This is a genomic window from Pseudocitrobacter sp. 73, from assembly GCF_008369545.1.
Lineage (GTDB): Bacteria > Pseudomonadota > Gammaproteobacteria > Enterobacterales > Enterobacteriaceae > Pseudocitrobacter > Pseudocitrobacter vendiensis.
In genome coordinates this window covers 298013-318057 of sequence record NZ_VTZO01000009.1, presented here as the reverse complement: position 1 = coordinate 318057, position 20045 = coordinate 298013, and the positions used below count along the sequence as shown (strand labels likewise).

Genomic DNA, 20045 nt, shown 5'->3' with positions numbered 1-20045 from the left:
TCCTTATTTCTGTACAACTATGTTTTCTTTTGACGGATCAACATGTTGCATTTGCAACTTTTCCGTAGCGATACGCTCAACCCGGCTATGATCGCCGAGGGCGTTCTCTTCTAAAATCAGGTTGCGCCATTCGATATCCAGCGCATCACGTTCCAGCACCAGCTGCTCGCGTTGGGCGGTTAACAGACGGGTATGGTGAGCCGTCGTCACCACCGTGACAGCCGTAACAATGATGCAAATGAACAGGCAGAGTGGCAGCTTCCCAAACCGCAAAAGATCGTCTCCGATGACGCCAGGCAAGGCATGGCGCTCGTTACTTCCAATCGATCCCTTAACTTTGCTTAGGGCTTCTGACACTCTGCTGATCATGCGTTCGTCCTCTCTGCGATACGCAGCACTGAACTACGGGCACGTGGATTTTCAGCCACTTCTTCTTCGCCCGGCATCAACTTGCCTAGCGCTCGTAAATGACGGCCACCCAGCTTCCTGAGTTGCTCTTCAGTCATCGGTAACCCTGCCGGAACCTGCGGACCGCGGCTTTGCTCACGCATGAAGCGTTTTACAATACGGTCTTCCAGCGAGTGGAAACTGATAACCGACAGCCGCCCACTCGGGGCCAGCACGTCTATCGAGCCTTTTAGCGCCTGCTCTATCTCCTCCAGTTCACTGTTTACCCAGATGCGCACCGCCTGGAAGGTACGGGTCGCGGGATGTTTGAATTTGTCTTTCACCGGCATCGCCGCCGCCACCACTTCAGCCAGTTCTTTGGTGCGGGTCATGGGCTCAATGCGGTTACGCTCAACGATGGCGCGGGCAATACGCTTGCCGAAACGCTCTTCGCCATAGGTTTTAATCACCCAGGCGATATCCGCTTCGTCAGCTGTTTGCAGCCATTCGGCGGCAGACTGGCCGCGCGTCGGGTCCATACGCATATCGAGCGGCCCGTCGCGCATGAAAGAGAAACCGCGTTCAGCATCATCAAGCTGTGGTGAAGAGACACCAAGATCGAGCAGAATGCCGTCGATCTTGCCTGTAAGTTCGCGCTCACTAACATAGTCAGCCAACGCGGAGAAAGGACCATGAATGATGGAGAAGCGAGGATCATCAATGGTGTTTGCTACGGCAATAGCCTGCGGGTCGCGATCGATAGCCAGCAGTCGCCCCTGCTCGCCAAGCTGCGAGAGGATAAGACGCGAGTGGCCACCGCGACCAAAAGTACCATCGATGTAGATACCATCCGGGCGAATATTCAGGCCGTTGACGGCCTCGTCCAGCAGTACCGTTTTATGTTTAAAAGTTTCCATCATTTTATAAGGACAAATCCTGCAACCGTTCCGAAAGCGCGTCTGAAGCGGTTTGCTCAGCGTCGATATCTTCCCTGACCCGTTGATACCAGGTCGTTTCATCCCACAGTTCAAATTTGTTGAACTGCCCAACCAGCATCACTTCTTTTGTCAATCCGGCATGTTGCCGTAAAACTGGCGCGATCAAGAGTCGCCCCGCGTTATCCATTTGGCATTCGCTGGCATGCCCTAACAACAAGCGCTGTACGCGGCGCTCTGCGGGATTCATGCTCGACAAACGCGAGAGTTTTTGCTCGATGATTTCCCATTCGGGCAGGGGGTAAAGCAGCAGGCATGGGTGATGGATGTCAATGGTGCACACCATTTGACCGGTAGCGTTCTCAATCAGCGAATCCCGATACCGGGTAGGGACGGCTAAACGCCCCTTGCTGTCGAGATTGACTAACGTTGCCCCCCGGAACATGCCAGCTTCACCCCTTCTCGCCACTTTAACCCACAAATTCCCACCTGAAGGAGTTTACGGAGCAGAGGAAAAGCTTGTCAAGCCAGCATCTATGCCAACGGAGCTGAAAAACCCACTCTTTGCGGCCATTAATAGCCCCGATTAAATTCCGTACTACTGTCGAGGCAAATTAACGTCATGAATATGTGTAAGAAAAAAACTCAACAGATTCGTAACATTTTAAGGTCACTAAATATCGTCAATAGAATATATAAAGTGTCAGTTTGCGACGCGGACGGCATTTTAGGACATTCTGATGCCCGTTAACAGTCCTTGTTATGTCCGTTATCGGTATTTAAAAGGCTTGTCTGGCGCGGCGCGGAGCGGGGTCGGGAGAAGTGGCTGTTATTTCAGCATTCATGGATGTGAATGTAACAAAATAATTCATAACTGAGTTAATTTTACTTTCTATTTACTTAATTGACGACGTATCAAACGGATAATGCGGTAAATGAAATAAGAACCTTAAAAAAATGAGGATTATTCTGAATAATATAAGGCAGCTAATGATCTGGCGATAAAGACAATATAGATGCTCTATCGCCAGCAGGCTTAACGACGGCTCAGACTGCCCCGACGGTAAAGATTACGACGAATACGGCTCAGGCCTGGCTTCGGTTTGCGCGGTTCATCGAGACTTGCCAGCACAATTTCCAGCACGCGTTCAGCAACATCGCGGTGACGTTGCGCCACTGCCAGCACCGGGCACTGCAGGAAATCGAGCAGTTCATTATCGCCGAAGGTGGCAATCGCCAGTTCAGAAGGCAGTTTCCCTTCGCGGCGCAGCGTTACATCCATCACGCCCTGCAACAACGCAAATGATGTCGTGAACAGCGCATCCGGCATCGGGTGGGTTTCCAGCCATTTCTCGAACAGTACCGCCGCGGCTTCACGTTCATAACTATTGGCGTAGAGATAATGAACTTCGCGAGGGTCATCTTTCCACGCGGTACGGAAGCCCTGCTCACGCAGGAAGCTCACGGAGAGTTCCGGTAATGCGCCTAAATAGAGAACCGTTTCTGCCGGGAACTTACGCAACTCTTCGGCCAGCATTTCGGCATCGTCCTGATCGGCCCCGACGACGCTGGTGAAATGTTCGCGATCCAGCGCGCGGTCCAGTGCGACGATGGGGAATGAATCATTTGCCCAGCGCTGATAGAAAGGATGTTCCGGCGGCAGAGAAGTGGAAACGATGATGGCATCGACCTGGCGTTGCAGCAGATGCTCAATACAGCGCATCTCGTTGTCGGGCTGATCTTCTGAACAGGCGATCAACAGTTGATAGCCACGCTGACGCGCCTGACGCTCAAGATAGTTCGCAATACGGGTATAGCTGGTGTTTTCCAGGTCAGGGATCACCAACCCAATAGAACGCGTGCGTCCCGCACGTAAGCCGGCAGCGACGGCGTTAGGATGGTAGTTATGCTCACGCACCACGGCCATCACTTTTTCGACTGTTTTATCGCTGACGCGATACTGCTTGGCCTTACCGTTAATCACATAGCTGGCGGTGGTTCGCGACACACCGGCGAGCCGGGCGATTTCATCCAGTTTCACAATTGCCCCTTGCTTCAATAGTACAATCCATAACCATTGTTAAATTATGGAATAAAATTTATAACATCTAACCGCAGATTCCTGGCAGCGGCAATAGCTTTTGTTCGCAGTTATTGCCCGATTCGCAAAAAAAAGCCCAACGCGACGTTGGGCTACGTAAAATGCATCAGTTCTGCGCTACCGCATGATCTTATCGCCGCGCGACAGCCCCACAATGCCCGAGCGCGCCACTTCCACGATTCGGGCAACATCCCGTAGCGACGCGAGGAAGGCATCCAGCTTGTCGCTGGTGCCCGCGAGTTGAACGGTGTAAATAGAGGGCGTCACATCGATAATTTGCCCACGGAAGATTTCCGTGTTGCGTTTCACTTCGTCGCGCCCGTAACCGCTGGCCTGCACTTTAACCAGCATGATTTCACGCTCAACGTACGCGCCCTGGCCGATTTCATTCACCCGCAACACATCCACCAGCTTATGTAATTGCTTTTCAATCTGCTCGATGGCTTTGTCATCGCCGACCGTTTGAATGGTCATACGCGAGAGAGTGGGATCGTCGGTGGGTGCAACGGTCAGGCTCTCAATGTTGTAGCCACGCTGTGAGAAAAGACCAATCACGCGTGACAACGCGCCCGATTCGTTTTCCAGTAATACAGATAATATCCGGCGCATAATCAGGTTCTCTCCGTTTTACTCAACCACATCTCGTCCATTCCGCCACCGCGAATATGCATCGGATAGACATGCTCACTGCCATCAACCGCCACATCGACAAACACCAGGCGGTTATTGCGCACCTGCTCCAGCGCCTGCGACAGTTTGCTTTCCAGCTCGTCAGGTGAAGTGATGCGTATTCCCACGTGACCATAGGCTTCAGCCAGACGCACGAAATCCGGCAACGACTGCATATAGGATTGCGAGTGGCGGCCGGAATAAATCATGTCCTGCCACTGCTTCACCATACCGAGATATCCGTTATTCAGGTTCAGCACCAGCACCGGCAGGTTGTACTGCAAGGCGGTGGAGAGTTCCTGAATGTTCATCTGGATACTGCCATCGCCGGTTACGCAGACGACGGTTTCCTCCGGCAGCGCCATTTTCACGCCCAGCGCAGCAGGCAGACCAAAGCCCATCGTGCCAAGACCGCCGGAGTTGATCCAACGGCGTGGTTTGGCAAACGGATAATAGAGCGCAGCGAACATCTGATGCTGCCCCACGTCAGAGGTGACGTAAGCCTCGCCTTCCGTCAGACGCCAGATCGTTTCAATGACTGCCTGCGGCTTGATTTGATCGCTGTTTTTGTCGTAGCTCAGGCAGTGACGCGCGCGCCATTGCGCGATCTGCTGCCACCAGTCGCGGATCTCATCGAGCGGCTGCGATGTCTCTTCTTGCTCCAGCAGTTCCAGCATCTGCTCCAGCACCAGCCGCGCATCGCCGACGATCGGAATATCCGCCGCGACGGTTTTCGAGATCGACGTCGGATCGATATCAATGTGCAGCACGATGGCATCCGGGCAGTACTTCGCCAGATTATTGGTCGTACGATCGTCAAAACGAACGCCAACGGCGAAGATCACATCGGAATGGTGCATCGTCATGTTGGCTTCGTACGTGCCGTGCATGCCCAGCATTCCCAGCGCCTGCTGATGCGTGGCCGGGAATGCGCCAAGCCCCATCAGCGATGACGCCACCGGGAGATTGAGTTTTTCAATCAGCGTACATAATTGTTCATGGCACTCTGCGTTGACCGCCCCGCCACCGACGTAAACTACTGGTTTTTTAGCTGCCACCAGCGTTTGCAGCGCGCGCTTAATTTGCCCTTTGTGACCGGTCGTGGTCGGGTTATAGGAACGCATGCTGACCGATTCGGGATAGTGATACGGCAGCTTATTCGCCGGGTTGAGAATATCTTTCGGCAGATCCACGACCACCGGGCCAGGGCGACCGCTGGCCGCCAGCCAGAAGGCTTTTTTCAGTACACCCGGAATATCTTCCGTTTGCTTCACCAGGAAGCTGTGCTTCACGACCGGGCGGGAGATCCCCACCATGTCGCACTCCTGGAAGGCGTCATAGCCAATCAGCGAGGTCGCCACCTGACCGGAAAGCACCACCAGCGGGATGGAGTCCATATAAGCGGTTGCAATCCCCGTAATCGCGTTGGTCGCGCCCGGCCCGGATGTCACCAGCACCACGCCAACTTCGCCAGTTGCACGTGCAAGGCCATCTGCCATATGTACCGCCGCCTGCTCATGGCGCACCAGCACATGATCGATTCCGCCAACGGTATGCAGCGCATCGTAGATATCGAGGACCGCGCCCCCGGGATAGCCAAAGACCTGCTTCACGCCCTGATCGATTAACGACCGGACGACCATCTCGGCGCCAGACAACATCTCCATGGTTTGCCTCCAGGCTGATATTTTGATGATGGCAGAATTCATTTCCGCGCAATCATGCCGCACGGTCAGCCAACTGACCGCGCATGCTTATGTCATTACCCTAAAGAAACAACATAACCGCTCAGCATCAGGCAGGCAATCGGCGTAACTACGGAGTCTTAAAGGGGAAAAAGAAGAAAAGAAAGCAAACAACAATAAAGGTGGTGGAATAATTCAACGATAAGAAAAGCGTTTGGCAGATACTCGGAGGAATACGCGTTTCGTAGCAAAACCTCCATTTTTTATCACTCGACGACAAATCGTCACGGTCGACAACAGAATAAAATTCTTGTTTTTACCTTTCATGCAAAATAAACCGGATGCTTTCGCATCCGGCTAATTTTTATATTACTGATGACGGCAAACGTTCACCAGCAGCTCTTCCATCCACTGATGACCGCGGTCTCTGCCAGCGGCTTCATGCCAGGAAAGATAACAAGTTCGGCTATTTACTTTCATTGGCAGCGGCAGAACTTGCAGCGCCAGCTTCTCGGAAAACTCTTCCGCCAGCCAGCGTGGCGCAATAGCGACAAGATTTGTTTGCGATACCACATTCAATACGCTGATTAGCGCCATGCCCTGATAGGCAATGCGACTTTGTTTATCCGGGGTGTCATACCACGGCTGGCTAAATGACGCGTAACGATCCAGCGCCACAACGGCATGTTCTTCCTGATACACCGTATTTTCGGTTAACGGCCCATTGATGCGCGGATGTTTTTTGCTGGCAACCAACACCATCTCATCATTAAATAACGGTACGCAGGCAAATTCCGGGCGACGGAACTCTTCATATCCCAGAACGAATTCAATTTCCTGGTAGCGCAACTGATGTTCGGTATTCTGATTTAAGGATGACTTAAACACTAAATGGATATTGGGTGCTATTTCTGCAACACGATTAAAAATAATCGACGTTAAATAGTTATCCAGTGGGCTACATACGCAAAGATTAAATACGCGTTCGCTGCTGACAGGTTCAAAACCCGACCCTGGCAGTTCATTTTGCACCAGTTGTAAAGCCTGGCGAACAGAACCGAAAAGCTGGAATGCACGCGCGGTGGGTTGAATACCACGACCATAGCGCACAAATAGCTCATCATTAAACATCACCTTCAAACGCGCCACCGCGTTACTGACCGCAGGCTGCGACATACCCAGCATATGTGCGGCACGAGTAATGTTTTGTTCCTGCATCACGGCGTCAAACACAGTCAGCAAGTTGAGGTCAACCATTCTGAGTTGAGGTTTGCTACTTTCATGAAGATTACCGCTACGTTGTTCCGCTTTCATTACTACACTTTCTGACTCCACTGTCATGCTAAACTCCCTTTGCAAAATCGCAGAAATATATTATGACAATATGATTTACCATGCATATAAGATCCAAAAAAGAGAAATTGATAAAATTAGGAATTCATAAAGGCACTGAAGAGCCGGGTCCACAGATACCTGAAGGGGAATTCATATCACAGAAACTAATTGTATATAGTTTACTCATAGATTTGATAAATAAACAACAGCACTAATAATTAATAATACTTTAAGTTTTATTAAACTGTTATATTCCCCATTGATATTTATTAACGTTTTCTTAGCAATCCCCCTTCCCATACATTCACAATAGAAATGTTTAACAAAAATAAACACTATTGAATCAGCGTGATAAGCCAACGGCCCAGCCCCTCTGACATCGTAAGTAACTGCCAATAAATATTTTAATTTGCGACAAAATATAAAAATGATTACCAGCCCAAAAAATGATCCTCTGCATTTTGTGACATCCGTCAGCACAATTAGCTAATTTAAACCCTCTCCAGGGAGGCCATTAACATAAGCTTTTAACCAACAAGTGTTGACATCAATCATCATATCCAGTACCACTAAAAGCATATCGAATTCATCTGGAGCATGACGACAATGATCCGCACCTCTCGTTTCAACGGTCTACTACTACTAAACGCCTCTTCTGTGCGCGGTAGACTGCTGGACGACGTTAAGCGTTAAGTCATCATCCAGTAAGCATCAGAACCCGCGCCGTTGCGCGGGTTTTTTTTCGCTCGTAGCAAGGCGCCCCAAGTGAACTAAGGACCTCAAACATGAGCCAACAAGTCATTATCTTCGATACCACCTTACGTGACGGCGAACAGGCGTTACAGGCAAGCCTGAGTGTGAAAGAAAAACTGCAGATTGCCTTCGCCCTTGAGCGTATGGGCGTCGATGTGATGGAAGTCGGTTTTCCGGTCTCTTCACCGGGCGACTTCGAATCGGTACAGACCATCGCCCGCAACATCAAAAACAGCCGCGTCTGCGCACTGGCACGTTGCGTCGAGCACGACATTGATGTGGCAGCCGAGTCCCTGAAAGTGGCGGAAGCATTCCGTATTCATACCTTTATCGCCACTTCACCGATGCACATTGCCACCAAGCTGCGCAGCACGCTGGACGACGTGATTGAGCGCGCGGTGTATATGGTCAAACGCGCCCGTAACTACACTGACGACGTTGAGTTTTCCTGCGAAGATGCCGGCCGCACCCCAATTGATCAGTTAGCGCGCGTGGTCGAAGCGGCCATTAACGCGGGCGCCACCACCATCAATATCCCGGACACCGTGGGCTACACCATGCCGTTCGAATTCGGCAATATCATCACTGGCCTGTATGAGCGCGTACCGAATATCGATAAAGCGATTATCTCCGTTCACACCCATGACGATTTAGGCCTGGCCGTTGGCAACTCCATTGCCGCAGTCCATGCCGGTGCCCGTCAGGTTGAAGGCGCGATGAACGGTATCGGCGAGCGCGCCGGTAACTGCTCGCTGGAAGAAGTCATCATGGCGATTAAGGTGCGCAAAGACATCATGAATCTGCACACCAACATCAACCACAACGAAATCTGGCGTACCAGCCAGACCGTCAGCCAGATCTGCAACATGCCGATTCCGGCGAACAAAGCGATCATTGGCAGCGGCGCCTTCGCGCACTCCTCCGGTATTCACCAGGACGGCGTGCTGAAAAACCGCGAAAACTACGAAATCATGACCCCGGAATCCATTGGCCTGAATCAGGTACAGCTGAACCTGACCTCTCGCTCGGGCCGTGCGGCGGTGAAACACCGCATGGACGAGATGGGCTATAAAGAGTCCGATTACAGCATGGATCAGCTGTACGACGCCTTCCTGAAGCTGGCAGACAAAAAAGGCCAGGTCTTCGATTACGACCTGGAAGCGCTGGCGTTCATCAACAAACAGCAGGAAGAGCCAGAGCATTTCCGTCTGGACTATTTCAGCGTGCAGTCAGGCTCCAGCGATATCGCGACCGCCTCGGTCAAACTGGCCTGCGGCGATGAAGTGAAAGCTGAAGCCGCCAACGGTAACGGCCCGGTCGATGCTATTTACCACGCGATTAACCGTATCACGCAATACGACATCGAACTGGTGAAATACGGCCTGAGCGCCAAAGGCCACGGTAAAGATGCGCTGGGCCAGGTGGATATCGTCGTTACCCATAACGGTCGTCGCTTCCACGGCGTTGGCCTGGCGACGGATATCGTTGAATCCTCAGCGAAAGCGATGGTTCACGTCCTGAATAACATCTGGCGCGCCGCCGAAGTTGAAAAAGAGTTGCAACGCAAAGCTCAGAATAACGAGAACAAAAAGGAAACCGTGTAATGTCGAAGAATTACCATATTGCTGTGTTACCAGGTGACGGTATTGGCCCGGAAGTGATGACACAGGCTTTGAAAGTACTGGAAGCGATTCGTCAACGTTTCGATATGCGTATCACCACCAGCCACTACGATGTGGGCGGAATCGCGATTGATAATCACGGTACCCCGCTGCCGAAAGCGACCGTAGAAGGCTGCGAGCAAGCAGACGCCGTGCTGTTTGGCTCCGTGGGCGGCCCGAAATGGGAACATTTGCCGCCGAACGATCAACCTGAGCGCGGCGCGCTGCTGCCGCTGCGTAAGCACTTCAAACTGTTCAGCAACCTGCGTCCGGCCAAACTGTACCAGGGGCTCGAAGAGTTCTGCCCACTGCGCGCCGATATCGCCGCCAACGGTTTCGACATTCTGTGCGTGCGTGAATTGACCGGCGGTATCTACTTCGGCCAGCCGAAAGGCCGCGAAGGCAGCGGCCAGTATGAAAAAGCGTTTGATACCGAGGTGTATCACCGTTTCGAAATCGAGCGTATTGCGCGTATCGCGTTTGAATCGGCGCGTAAACGCCGTCACAAAGTGACCTCGATTGATAAGTCCAACGTGTTGCAGTCCTCCATTCTGTGGCGTGAAATCGTTACCGAAATTGGCCGGGAATATGCGGACGTTGAACTGAACCATATGTATATCGACAACGCCACCATGCAGATGATCAAAGATCCGTCGCAGTTTGACGTGGTGCTGTGCTCCAACCTGTTCGGCGACATTCTCTCTGACGAATGCGCGATGATCACCGGCTCAATGGGCATGCTGCCTTCCGCCAGCCTGAATGAGCAAGGTTTTGGCCTGTATGAACCGGCGGGCGGCTCTGCGCCGGATATCGCCGGGAAAAATATCGCCAACCCGATCGCTCAGATCCTGTCGCTGGCGCTGCTGCTGCGCTACAGCCTGGACGCGAACGACGCGGCCGATGCCATTGAAAACGCGATCAACCGCGCGCTGGAAGAAGGTATCCGTACCGGCGATTTAGCACGCGGCGGCGCGGCGGTCAGTACTGATGAAATGGGTGATATCGTGGCCCGCTATATCGCTGAAGGGGTGTAATCATGGCAAAGACGTTGTATGAAAAATTGTTCGATGCCCACGTGGTTTATGAAGCGCCCAGCGAAACGCCGCTGTTGTACATCGACCGCCATCTGGTGCACGAAGTCACGTCTCCGCAGGCGTTTGATGGCCTGCGTGCGCACAATCGCCCGGTACGTCAGCCGGGTAAAACCTTCGCCACCATGGACCATAACGTTTCAACGCAAACCAAAGATATCAACGCGTCCGGCGAGATGGCCCGCATTCAAATGCAGGAATTGATTAAAAACTGCAACGCGTTCGGCGTTGAGTTGTACGACCTGAATCACCCCTATCAGGGCATCGTGCACGTGATGGGGCCGGAACAGGGTATCACCCTGCCGGGCATGACCATCGTCTGCGGCGACTCGCACACCGCCACCCACGGCGCATTCGGCGCGCTGGCGTTCGGCATCGGCACCTCCGAAGTGGAGCACGTGCTGGCGACGCAAACCCTGAAACAGGGTCGCGCCAAAACCATGAAGATTGAAGTCAAAGGCACCGCCGCACCAGGTATCACCGCGAAAGACATCGTACTGGCGATTATCGGTAAAACCGGCAGCGCAGGCGGCACCGGATATGTGGTTGAATTCTGTGGTGACGCAATCCGCGCGCTGAGCATGGAAGGCCGCATGACCCTGTGCAACATGGCGATTGAAATGGGCGCGAAAGCCGGTCTGGTTGCCCCTGACGACACCACATTCAATTACGTGAAAGGTCGTCTGCACGCGCCGAAAGACAAAGATTTCGACGATGCGGTCGCCTACTGGAAGACCCTGCATACGGATGAAGGCGCGAAATTTGACGCAACCGTCACCTTACAGGCCGAAGAGATTGCTCCGCAGGTGACCTGGGGCACCAACCCAGGCCAGGTTATCTCCGTTAATGACAACATCCCTGATCCTGCTTCGTTTACCGATCCAGTTGAACGCGCATCAGCGGAAAAAGCGCTGGCCTATATGGGCCTGAAATCGGGCGTACCGCTGACGGAAGTGGCGATCGATAAAGTGTTTATTGGGTCCTGTACTAACTCGCGCATCGAAGATTTGCGCGCGGCGGCTGAAATCGCCAAAGGGCGTAAAGTCGCACCTGGCGTGCAGGCGCTGGTTGTGCCGGGTTCCGGCCCGGTAAAAGCGCAGGCAGAAGCGGAAGGTCTGGATAAGATCTTTATCGAAGCAGGCTTTGAGTGGCGCTTACCGGGCTGCTCCATGTGCCTGGCGATGAACAACGACCGCCTGAACCCAGGCGAACGCTGCGCATCCACCAGCAACCGTAACTTTGAAGGCCGTCAGGGCCGTGGCGGACGGACGCATCTGGTCAGCCCGGCAATGGCCGCCGCCGCCGCCGTTAGCGGTCATTTCGCCGATATTCGCAGTCTGAAATAAGGAAACCATCATGGCAGAGAAATTTACCCAACATACCGGGCTGGTGGTTCCGCTGGACGCGGCGAACGTCGATACCGACGCCATCATTCCAAAGCAGTTTTTGCAGAAGGTAACGCGCACGGGTTTTGGCGCGCACCTGTTCAACGACTGGCGCTTCCTGGACGATAAAGGCGAGCAGCCGAACCCGGAATTCGTGCTGAACTTCCCGGTTTACAAAGGCGCGTCGATTCTGCTGGCGCGAGAAAACTTTGGCTGCGGCTCCTCGCGTGAACACGCGCCGTGGGCATTGACCGATTACGGCTTTAAAGTGGTCATTGCCCCAAGCTTCGCCGATATTTTCTACGGCAACAGCTTCAATAATCAGTTGCTGCCGGTGACGCTCAGCGATGCCCAGGTTGATGAACTGTTCGCGCTGGTGCAGGCGAATCCGGGTATCACCTTTGAGGTGGATCTGGAAGCGCAGGTGGTGAAGGCAGGGGATAAGTCTTACAGCTTTAAGATTGATGATTTCCGCCGCCACTGCATGCTGAACGGTCTGGACAGCATCGGCCTGACGCTGCAACACGAAGATGCCATTTCGGCGTATGAGAATAAGCAGCCGGCGTTTATGCGCTAGTATTATGCTATTTATTATTAGCCCGGAAACTTCTTCCGGGCTAATTTATTTTCGCAACAAATACACTATAAATATTTTTATTGCCGAACCGAATACTGAACCATCGGTATGAATATCAGTTTTCGAGATTAATCCAGAGAAGCATTCTCAGTAATTAACGCAGTTAATACACTGGTATTTGACAGAGAATGATCTTTTTATAGATTAATACACACTACGTATTATTTAATTCCCAGGGCCTTTTTCATTTGTGCCAATGCCTGCATGCCTTGCTGGCAACCTTTGTCCTGATCGGCGTCTGGCAACCCTTCCAGTTGCTTACGCGCAGCATCAAGTTGAGGCTTAACCGCGTCCATTTGTTGCTTGGCCTGATCGCTGGTTTTTGCTGCCTGTTCAACAAGCGCATCAACATCTTTAAAATAATTCTGACAAGTCTCTGTCAGAGCAGCAAATGAAAATTGAGATGTCATCAGTAAAACAGACAATAAAAAAAGCTTTTTCACGTAATCCTTCCTCGATTATTAATCCATGTGCAGTAATGAATGATGCGAGGAAGATAGTAATATACAAGAAGTTATAAATCTGCACCCGGCAAAATTATTCGGAATTCATTTAGTTTTCATCGTAACAAATCAATTAATAGCAAATGAACCAGCATTCACATGAATACATTCAATCAATACCAATACGCCTCTGGTGAGAGACTCAATCATCCCAGTCATGTAGATCGGTACATGGCTGGGATGAGTCGTCAGGCGGCACTGCGAAGGATGGAGAGAGACACGCATGCCATACGCATAGCCACTTTCAACTAGACATCCTTCACCCGGCTGGTCATAAACAGCGTCACCAGCGAAATACCGGCAATCACCCAGTACACCATCGCGTGTCCATAACTTTGCGCAATGGCCCCCTGAATCACCCCGGCCAGGATCACGCCCGTTGAAATACTGTTGGTAAACAACGTCGTCGCTGACCCCGCACGGCCCGGCATCAGGTCCTGGAACCACAGCATGCCAATCCCGGCGACAATCCCGATAAACACCGCGTTAAACAGCTGCAAAATCAGCAGCGCCGTTTCGCTGTGGAACAGAATCAACCCGATATAAAACAGCACGCCAAACGCCACCGATGTCACCATCATACGACGCTTGCCAAAGCGTTTAACGTAATACCCCGCAAGGATCATCGCCGGAATTTCCAGTCCGGCGGCGGTCCCCATCAGGATCCCGGCCAGTTTATCCGGCAGGCCGAGATCGCTGCTGATCCACAACGGCATGTCGATGATATACATGGTGTTGCAGGTCCACATCAGCGTTGAGGCGATAAACAGCATCCGCACGTTAGGGTCATTCCAGCCGCTGACCTGGGTAATTTCAACGTCCGCCGCCTGCTCAATTCGCGCCACTGAAGGCAACATTAGCGCAATCATAGCCAGGCTAATGGCAAAAATCCCGGCGGCGATGGCGAACATCATCGTAAAGCCGTAATTCAGCGCCAGCATAAACGCCAGCGGTGGTCCAATGACCCATGCCAGCGAGAGCTGGGCACGCATCACCGAGCTGAACATCACCACTTCCCGCGCCGAACTGTCGGCATATTCGCGGGCCAATGCAAACAGTTGCGGCATCGCGGCGTTGGCAATAGACGCGAGCAAAACGCCGCAGGTGATCAGTGTTAAATAGTGGCGATTAAACGCAAACAACAGCGCGTTTCCCACCGCCATCAGGCAGCAGAACATAATGAGCTTGCGACGATCGCCCTGGCTATCGGAGCGTTTCGCCAGCCACAGGCTGACCAGTATCCCGGCGATGGCGTTCACCGTGTAAAACAGCCCCACCCAAAACGGCTGAGCGCCGACTTCCCGGCTGAGAAACAGGCTCAGCGTCGGCGCCTGCAGCGCCCCCGCTACGCCCATCATAAATGCCACCAGCATAAAGGCCGCGTAGACACCGTTGAGACGTCGTCCCATCGTCATAATCCAGAGCATGAGAAATCCTTTAGCGCGCGAGAAATAAAAAAAGCCAGCAGATAATACCTGCTGGCAAATACTCAGTCACACATGATTTGGCGATTTAGTGTTCAGAGGTCGAGCGCGTAACCTCCCACTGCATCAGGTTATCAAGCATTTTGTACCGCATCCCTGCCATCTGGCGGGCCAGCCAGGAAACATGACGTGTTGCGTAAAAATAGCGCTGATAAAACTGACCTGTGGTTGACCTCATCATATTCACCTCCTCACTTCATCGAAGAGAATTATTGGCTTAATATAGGGATTAATAAATTGCTGAGTTTTTATCAGGAGTTCCCCTTTTATGCCTTCTGGTCGACTGCAACAACAATTCATCCGTCTGTGGCAATGCTGCGACGGCAAAGCGCAGGAAACGACGCTGAACGAACTGGCGGAGCTGCTGAGCTGCTCGCGTCGCCATATGCGAACCCTGTTAAACACCATGGAAGCGCGCGGCTGGCTGACCTGGGAAGCCGAGGCCGGGCGGGGTAAACGTTCGCGTTTAACCTTCCTTTATACCGGTCTGGCATTGCAGCAGCAGCGTGCGGAAGACCTGCTGGAGCAAGACAGAATCGACCAACTGGTACAACTGGTGGGCGACAAATCGACAGTGCGACAGATGCTGGTTTCTCATCTGGGGCGCAGCTTTCGCCAGGGGCGGCACATTCTGCGTGTGCTCTACTATCGCCCGATGCAAAATCTGTTGCCCGGTACGGCGTTACGTCGATCTGAAACCCATATCGCGCGACAAATTTTCAGTGCCCTGACGCGCATAAATGAGGAAAACGGGGAACTGGAAGCCGATATTGCGCACCACTGGAAGGAAATATCCCCTTTGCACTGGCGCTTTTATTTGCGTCCAGGTATTCATTTTCATAATGGTCGCGAACTGGAGATGGAAGACGTCATCCATTCTCTGGAACGCATTAACAGGCTGCCCCTTTATTCTCACATCACTCAAATCGTATCGCCGACCGCATGGACGCTGGATATTCATCTCTCACACGCGGACCGCTGGCTACCGTGGCTGCTCGGTCATACTCCGGCAATGATCCTGCCGCACGAGTGGTCATCCATGCCACATTTCTCCCGCCAGCCGGTAGGAACTGGCCCTTATGCGGTTGTGCGCAACAACCAGAACCAGCTCAAGATCCACGCCTTTGAGGAGTACTTCGGTTTTCGCGCACTTATTGATGAGGTAAATGTCTGGGTGCTGCCGGATGTCGCGGAAGATGTTAGCTGTGGGCTGACGTTACAAGGCACGACGCAGAGTGAACAGGCCGTTGAGAGCCGTCTTGAAGAGGGCTGTTATTATCTGCTATTTGACGCTCGCGCCCCGCGCGGCGCCAACCTCAGGGTTCGTCAGTGGTTAAGCCACGTGCTCTCTCCAGCCAACCTTCTCTACCACGCCAGCGAGCAGTATCAGCAGTACTGGTTCCCCGCTTACGGATTGCTGCCACGCTGGCACCATGCGCACAGTAAAACCAGCGAAAAACCGGCTGGCCTGGAGCGGGTCACCCTCGGCTTTTACCGTGATCACGTTGAGCATCGGGTCATAGCCGAAATAATGCGAAAACTGCTGGCAGAACACCATGTTACGCTTGATATAAACGAAGTCGATTACGATCAGTGGCACAGCGGAGAGGTGGTTAGCGATGTGTGGCTGAACAGCGCTAACTTTACCCTGCCGCTCGATTTCTCGCTGTTTGCGCATCTTTGCGAAGTGCCGCTGCTCCAACACTGCATCGTGCGCGACTGGCAGGCAGATATCCGGCAGTGGCATGCGGGGGAACTGGATCTCCCCACCTGGTGTAAACAGTTGCTGGAACATCAGGCCATTGTGCCACTCATCCACCACTGGTTGCGCATTCAGGGGCAACGGAGTATGCGCGGCGTGCGTATGAACACCCTGGGCTGGTTCGACTTTAAATCCGCGTGGTTCGCCCCTCCGGATCCTTAGCGCTTTTGATTTATTCACGTAATCATTACAATAGCGAGCTACTCAACGGGGTGCAGAAGTCTGCTGAGATTAAACCCGTCGAACCTGATCCGGATAACGCCGGCGGAGGGATTTGAGGCCAACTCAAAATCCTTTGCCACCTGCTTACTGAGGTGCAAAGTGTTAAAAAAATGTCTGCCGCTGCTGGCGCTTCTCGCCCTGCCAGCTTTCGCCAAACCGGTGCTCACGGTTTATACCTACGACTCTTTCGCCGCCGACTGGGGCCCTGGCCCGGTGGTGAAAAAAGCCTTTGAAGCCGACTGTGACTGCGAGCTGAAATTTGTGGCGCTGGAAGATGGCGTTTCACTGCTCAATCGCCTGCGTATGGAAGGGAAAAAAAGCAAAGCCGACGTGGTGCTGGGCCTTGATAACAATTTGTTGCAAGCCGCCAGCCAGACAAAACTGTTCGCCAAAAGCGGCGTTCCGGCTAGCGCCGTCACCGTTCCTGGCGGCTGGAAAGATGACACCTTTGTTCCCTTCGACTACGGCTATTTCGCTTTTGTTTATGACAAAAACAAACTGAAAAATCCGCCGAAAAGCCTGAAAGAACTGGTCGAGAGCGACCAGAAATGGCGCGTGATTTATCAGGACCCGCGCACCAGCACACCGGGCCTGGGCCTGCTGCTGTGGATGCAAAAAGTGTATGGCGATAAAGCACCTGAAGCCTGGCAGAAACTGGCGGCGAAAACCGTCACCGTGACCAAAGGCTGGAGCGAAGCGTATAGTTTATTCCTGAAAGGGGAAAGCGACCTGGTGCTGAGCTACACCACCTCTCCGGCGTATCACATTATCGAAGAGAAAAAAGATAACTACGCCGCCGCCTCCTTTGCCGAAGGGCACTACCTACAGGTAGAAGTGGCCGCGCGTACCGCTGCCAGTAAACAGCCTGAACTGGCTGAAAAATTCCTCAAGTTTATGGTTTCCCCGGCCTTCCAGCAGGCCATTCCGACGGGTAACTGGATGTATCCGGTGGCTGACGTGACGCTGCCCGCAGGCTTTGCGGCGCTCGCTAAACCGAAAACCGCACTGGAATTTACCCCGCAGGACGTCGCCGCACAGCGTCAGAACTGGATTGCGACATGGCAACGCGCCGTCAGCCGTTAATTCCCGGCTGGATTTGGCCTGGCACAACGGCGGCGACGCTTATCGTCGCCGTGGCGCTGGCCGCCTTTCTGGCGCTTTGGTTTAGCGCCCCGGAGGCCAGCGGGAAGATGCTGCTGGCAGACAGCTATCTCTGGCACGTCGTGCGCTTCTCCTTCTGGCAGGCGTTTCTCTCCGCGCTACTCTCGGTTGTGCCTGCTATTTTTCTCGCCCGCGCGCTCTATCGCCGTCGTTTCCCTGGCCGAGAAATTTTGTTGCGCCTGTGCGCCATGACGCTGATTTTGCCCGTGCTGGTCGCGGTATTCGGCATCCTCAGCGTCTACGGGCGTCAGGGCTGGCTGGCACAGATATTCACATCACTCGGGCTGGAATGGCATTTCTCGCCTTATGGATTACAGGGAATCCTGCTGGCGCACGTCTTCTTCAACATGCCAATGGCGACCCGCCTGCTGCTTCAGGCGCTGGAGCAAATCCCCGGCGAGCAGCGCCAGCTTGCCGCTCAGCTTGGGATGCGTGGGTTTAGCTTCTTTCGTTTCGTGGAATGGCCCTGGCTGCGTCGGCAAATTCTGCCCATCAGCACGCTTATTTTTATGCTTTGTTTTGCCAGCTTTGCCACCGTGTTATCGCTGGGCGGCGGGCCGAAAGCCACGACGATTGAACTGGCGATTTATCAGGCGCTCAATTTTGATTATGACCCGGCGCGGGCGGCGATGCTGGCGCTGATCCAGATGGCGTGCTGCCTGACACTGGTGTTAATTAGCCAACGTCTGAGCAAAGCAATTGCCGTCGGTAATACGCAAATGCAGGGCTGGCGCGACCCGGACGATCGTTTACACAGCCGCCTTAGCGATGGCCTGCTGATTACGCTAGCGCTGCTGTTGATGCTGCCGCCGCTGCTGGCGGTATTGGTCGATGGCATCAACCCGGCGATGCTCAATGCCCTGCTACAACCGCCGCTCTGGCAGGCATTGTGGACCTCACTGCGCATCGCCGTCGCCGCTGGCGTACTCAGCGTGGTGTTGACCATGATGCTGCTGTGGAGCAGCCGCGAGCTGCGCGCGCGTAATGCACAACTCGCCGGACAAACGCTGGAACTGAGCGGCATGTTGATTCTTGCCATGCCGGGGATTGTGCTGGCGACCGGCTTTTTCCTGCTGCTGAACAACACCGTCGGCCTGCCCGATTCCGCCGATGGCATTGTGATTTTCGCCAATGCGCTGATGGCCATCCCCTACGCGTTGAAAGTGCTGGAGACGCCGATGCGCGATATTACCGCGCGTTATACACCGTTGTGTGAGTCGCTGGGGCTGGCCGGTTTTAATCGTCTGAAGGTGGTGGAACTGCGCGCGCTAAAACGCCCTCTGGCTCAGGCGCTGGCTTTCGCCTGCGTCCTGTCGATTGGCGATTTCGGTGTGGTGGCGCTGTTTGGCAATGATGATTTCCGCACACTGCCGTTTTATCTTTACCAGCAAATAGGCTCTTATCGCAGCCAGGATGGCGCGGTGACCGCCCTGCTTCTGCTGCTGCTCTGTTTCCTGCTTTTTACCGTGATTGAAAAACTCCCGGGACGCCATGCTAAAACTTAATGATGTTACCTGGCTTTATCAGCATTTACCGATGCGTTTTAGTCTCTCCGTGGCGCAGGGCGAAACCCTCGCCATTCTTGGGCCGAGCGGGGCGGGGAAAAGTACGCTGCTGAATCTGGTTGCCGGATTTCTGACGCCAGCCAGTGGTGAAATTGTGATTAACGGCGAGGCACATACCCGCACGCCACCCGCACGTCGCCCGGTATCAATGTTGTTTCAGGAAAACAACCTGTTCAGCCACCTGAACGTGCAGCAAAACATCGGGCTGGGGATGTCGCCTTCGCTGAAACTGAACGACACGCAAAAACAGACGTTGCAGGCTATCGCCCAACAGATGGGCCTTGAGTCCTTGCTGACGCGCCTGCCCGGTGAGCTTTCCGGCGGTCAGCGTCAACGCGTGGCGCTGGCGCGTTGTTTGGTCCGTCAGCAGCCGATTTTGCTGCTGGATGAACCTTTTTCCGCCCTCGACCCGGCGCTACGTCAGGAGATGTTGCAACTGGTGAAAGCGGTATGTGAACGTGAGCAGATGACGTTGTTGATGGTGTCGCATAGCGTGGAGGATGCCGCGCGAATTGCGCCCCGCGCGATCGTGGTGGCCGACGGACGCATTGCGTGGGATGGCGAAACGACGGCGCTGCTGAGCGGGCACGCCAGCGCGTCGCACTTACTCGGTATCGCTGCGTCGGCTGGCGCTTCGCTTACACAGCCTACTCGTTCCAATCAATTGTTGTAGGCCGGATAAGGCGTTTACGCCGCCATCCGGCAAACT

The 20045-nt window shown here is 53.5% G+C and carries 19 protein-coding genes and 1 riboswitch; of the genes, 9 read left to right on the top strand and 10 right to left on the bottom strand.

Going from position 1 to position 20045, the window contains the following annotated elements:
- Positions 1-3: 3 nt before the first annotated feature.
- From ftsL to leuO, 7 genes are all read right to left on the bottom strand, one after another.
- On the bottom strand, positions 4-369 hold the full coding sequence (ftsL, locus tag F0Q32_RS11025; RefSeq protein WP_149463099.1) for a cell division protein FtsL: 366 nt from the start codon (positions 367-369) through the stop codon (positions 4-6).
- On the bottom strand, positions 366-1307 hold the full coding sequence (gene rsmH, locus F0Q32_RS11020) for a 16S rRNA (cytosine(1402)-N(4))-methyltransferase RsmH (RefSeq protein ID WP_149463098.1): 942 nt from the start codon (positions 1305-1307) through the stop codon (positions 366-368). The genes ftsL and rsmH overlap by 4 nt, the downstream gene beginning before the upstream one ends.
- A 1-nt stretch (position 1308) precedes the next feature.
- Positions 1309-1767, bottom strand: coding sequence for a division/cell wall cluster transcriptional repressor MraZ (gene mraZ / locus F0Q32_RS11015; protein WP_149463213.1), 459 nt, complete (start codon positions 1765-1767; stop codon positions 1309-1311).
- 591 nt (positions 1768-2358) lie between these two features.
- Entirely contained in the window at positions 2359-3363 is a 1005-nt protein-coding gene (gene cra, locus F0Q32_RS11010) for a catabolite repressor/activator (protein WP_015965931.1), read from the bottom strand.
- Positions 3364-3540: 177 nt separating this feature from the next.
- Positions 3541-4032 carry an acetolactate synthase small subunit gene (ilvN, locus tag F0Q32_RS11005; RefSeq protein ID WP_149463097.1) on the bottom strand — a complete coding sequence of 164 codons (492 nt, stop codon included), beginning with the start codon at positions 4030-4032 and terminating at the stop codon, positions 3541-3543.
- A 2-nt stretch (positions 4033-4034) separates the two neighbouring features.
- Positions 4035-5759: an acetolactate synthase 3 large subunit gene (ilvI, locus tag F0Q32_RS11000; RefSeq protein WP_149463096.1), complete on the bottom strand. Its 1725-nt coding sequence runs from the start codon at positions 5757-5759 to the stop codon at positions 4035-4037.
- A gap of 387 nt (positions 5760-6146) precedes the next feature.
- Positions 6147-7118 (bottom strand): transcriptional regulator LeuO, encoded by a 972-nt coding sequence (leuO, locus tag F0Q32_RS10995; RefSeq protein WP_149463095.1) that lies wholly within the window; start codon positions 7116-7118, stop codon positions 6147-6149.
- A gap of 591 nt (positions 7119-7709) precedes the next feature.
- On the opposite strand from leuO, the gene leuL reads away from it, so the two are divergent.
- From leuL to leuD, 5 genes are all read left to right on the top strand, one after another.
- The gene (leuL, locus tag F0Q32_RS26785) at positions 7710-7805 is read left to right on the top strand and encodes a leu operon leader peptide (RefSeq protein WP_223145800.1); all 96 of its coding nucleotides are present in this window, start codon (positions 7710-7712) and stop codon (positions 7803-7805) included.
- 92 nt (positions 7806-7897) lie between these two features.
- Entirely contained in the window at positions 7898-9469 is a 1572-nt protein-coding gene (leuA, locus tag F0Q32_RS10985) for a 2-isopropylmalate synthase (protein WP_149463094.1), read from the top strand.
- Positions 9469-10560, top strand: coding sequence for a 3-isopropylmalate dehydrogenase (leuB, locus tag F0Q32_RS10980; RefSeq protein WP_015965936.1), 1092 nt, complete (start codon positions 9469-9471; stop codon positions 10558-10560). Before leuA ends, leuB begins: the two co-directional genes overlap by 1 nt.
- Before the next feature lie 2 nt (positions 10561-10562).
- Positions 10563-11963: a 3-isopropylmalate dehydratase large subunit gene (gene leuC / locus F0Q32_RS10975; RefSeq protein ID WP_149463093.1), complete on the top strand. Its 1401-nt coding sequence runs from the start codon at positions 10563-10565 to the stop codon at positions 11961-11963.
- A 10-nt stretch (positions 11964-11973) separates the two neighbouring features.
- Complete coding sequence (gene leuD / locus F0Q32_RS10970; protein ID WP_149463092.1) at positions 11974-12579, top strand: 3-isopropylmalate dehydratase small subunit; 606 nt, start codon at positions 11974-11976, stop codon at positions 12577-12579.
- Positions 12580-12800: 221 nt separating this feature from the next.
- On the opposite strand, the gene F0Q32_RS10965 is transcribed toward leuD, so the two are convergent.
- The 3 genes from F0Q32_RS10965 to sgrT form a co-directional block, all read right to left on the bottom strand.
- Positions 12801-13082 (bottom strand): DUF5339 domain-containing protein, encoded by a 282-nt coding sequence (locus F0Q32_RS10965; protein ID WP_149463091.1) that lies wholly within the window; start codon positions 13080-13082, stop codon positions 12801-12803.
- 308 nt (positions 13083-13390) lie between these two features.
- Positions 13391-14569: a sugar efflux transporter gene (locus F0Q32_RS10960; protein ID WP_149463090.1), complete on the bottom strand. Its 1179-nt coding sequence runs from the start codon at positions 14567-14569 to the stop codon at positions 13391-13393.
- Between the two features lie 85 nt (positions 14570-14654).
- A complete protein-coding gene (sgrT, locus tag F0Q32_RS10955) occupies positions 14655-14807 on the bottom strand; it encodes a glucose uptake inhibitor SgrT (protein ID WP_149463089.1) in 153 nt (50 codons plus the stop codon).
- Between the two features lie 87 nt (positions 14808-14894).
- Here sgrT and sgrR point away from each other — a divergent pair, with 87 nt between their 5' ends.
- The 4 genes from sgrR (at position 14895) to thiQ (ending at position 20009) form a co-directional block, all read left to right on the top strand.
- On the top strand, positions 14895-16550 hold the full coding sequence (gene sgrR, locus F0Q32_RS10950; RefSeq protein ID WP_149463088.1) for an HTH-type transcriptional regulator SgrR: 1656 nt from the start codon (positions 14895-14897) through the stop codon (positions 16548-16550).
- A gap of 36 nt (positions 16551-16586) precedes the next feature.
- Positions 16587-16679, top strand: a riboswitch (TPP riboswitch).
- Between the two features lie 30 nt (positions 16680-16709).
- Complete coding sequence (gene thiB, locus F0Q32_RS10945) at positions 16710-17693, top strand: thiamine ABC transporter substrate binding subunit (protein WP_149463087.1); 984 nt, start codon at positions 16710-16712, stop codon at positions 17691-17693.
- Entirely contained in the window at positions 17669-19276 is a 1608-nt protein-coding gene (thiP, locus tag F0Q32_RS10940) for a thiamine/thiamine pyrophosphate ABC transporter permease ThiP (protein WP_149463086.1), read from the top strand. Before thiB ends, thiP begins: the two co-directional genes overlap by 25 nt.
- On the top strand, positions 19263-20009 hold the full coding sequence (gene thiQ, locus F0Q32_RS10935; RefSeq protein WP_149463085.1) for a thiamine ABC transporter ATP-binding protein ThiQ: 747 nt from the start codon (positions 19263-19265) through the stop codon (positions 20007-20009). The genes thiP and thiQ overlap by 14 nt, the downstream gene beginning before the upstream one ends.
- Positions 20010-20045: the final 36 nt, after the last annotated feature.